Annotated in this window: 1 protein-coding gene and 1 pseudogene; both read left to right on the forward strand. The window is 77.3% G+C overall.

Going from position 1 to position 1478, the window contains the following annotated elements; all coding sequences use genetic code 11:
• A pseudogene (locus ABZ914_RS36590) lies at positions 1 to 461 on the forward strand (aminotransferase class V-fold PLP-dependent enzyme); the annotation flags it as partial.
• Between the two features lie 146 nt (positions 462 to 607).
• A partial coding sequence (locus ABZ914_RS36595; protein ID WP_500198920.1) for an NAD-dependent epimerase/dehydratase family protein occupies positions 608 to 1478 on the forward strand: 871 nt, incomplete at its 3' end.

Here is a 1478-nt window from a genome sequence, read left to right on the forward strand (position 1 = left end):
GCCCGCGCGGCACCGCCTTCCTCGCCGGGACCGTGGTGGCGCTGGCCGCGCTGCCGCCGGTCGGCGCGGGCTGGTACGCCGGCGCCGACGTCTGGGACTCCATCTACGGCACGCCGCTGCGGCTGGCGTCCGACGCGCGCCGCCTGGACCTGTCGCCGGCCTGGCAGTGCTGGGCCGGGCACGCCCCCGCCCTGGAGCTGATCGAGCGGGTCGGCGTCGCCGCGATCCACGACCACGACGTGGCGCTGGCGCGCCGCTTCCAGACCGCGCTCGGGCTGGAGCCGGGCGACTCGGCGATCGTGTCGGTGCCCGTCACCGCCGGCACCGCCGACCTGCTGCGCGCCAACGGCGTGATCGCCTCCGTGCGGGCCGGGCGGCTGCGCTGCGCGTTCCACCTGTCCACCACCGAGGCCGACGTGGACAAGGCCGCCGGCCTACTCGCCGACCGCGTCGCCGCCTGAATCGCCGCCTGACCCTCGCTCGGCGGTCACGGAGGCGGCGAGGCGGCGGCGCGGAGAACCGCAGATCTTACAAGTCTCGAACAAGGTGCCTTGACCGGCGCCTTCACGCCGGATCCGGCCGCCGCCGCGGCCTACCGTTCCTCGGCATGGACGTACTGCTCACCGGGTCGGCCGGTTTCATCGGTTCGCACGTCGCCGAGGCGCTCACCGCCGCGGGCCACCGGGTCCGCGGCCTGGACCTGCGGCCCGACGGCCTGGCCCCCTCCGGCGGACCGGGAGGCACCGCCGACGTCCGCGACGCGGCCGCGGTGGCGCGGCGGCTGCGGGGCGCGGACGCCGTCTGCCACCAGGCCGCCAAGGTCGGCCTCGGCGTGGACGTGTCGGACCTGCCGGACTACGCGTCGGTGAACGTGCACGGCACCGCGGTGCTGCTGGCGGAGATGGCCCGCGCCGGGGTCGGCACGCTGGTGCTGGCCTCCTCGATGGTCGTCTACGGGGAGGGCGCCTACACCTGCGGGACGCACGGCCCGGTGCGTCCGGCGCCGCGCCCGGAGGAGGCGCTGCGCGCCGGACGGTTCGAACCGGACTGCCCCGAGTGCGGGCGCCCCCTCGCGCCCGGCACCGTCGCCGAGGACGCCGCGCTCGACCCCCGCAACGTCTACGCCGACACCAAGCTCGCGCAGGAGCACCTGGCGGCGTCGTGGGCGCGCGCGACCGGCGGCGCGGCCGCGGCGCTGCGCTACCACAACGTGTACGGGCCGAGGATGCCGCGCGACACCCCCTACGCGGGCGTCGCGGCGATCTTCCGGTCGCGGCTGATGAACGGCGAGGCGCCGCTGGTGTTCGAGGACGGCGGGCAGCGCCGCGACTTCGTGCACGTCCGCGACGTCGCCCGCGCCAACGTGCTCGCCCTGGAGCGGCTGGCGGCCGGCCCGCCCGAGCCGGGCGGGCTGCGCGCCTACAACATCGCCAGCGGCGAGCGCGCGCGCCATGTCGCCGATGGTGCGGGGCTCGCCG

Origin of the sequence: Spirillospora sp. NPDC046719, assembly GCF_040645715.1 — a bacterium.
GTDB lineage: Bacteria > Actinomycetota > Actinomycetes > Streptosporangiales > Streptosporangiaceae > Spirillospora.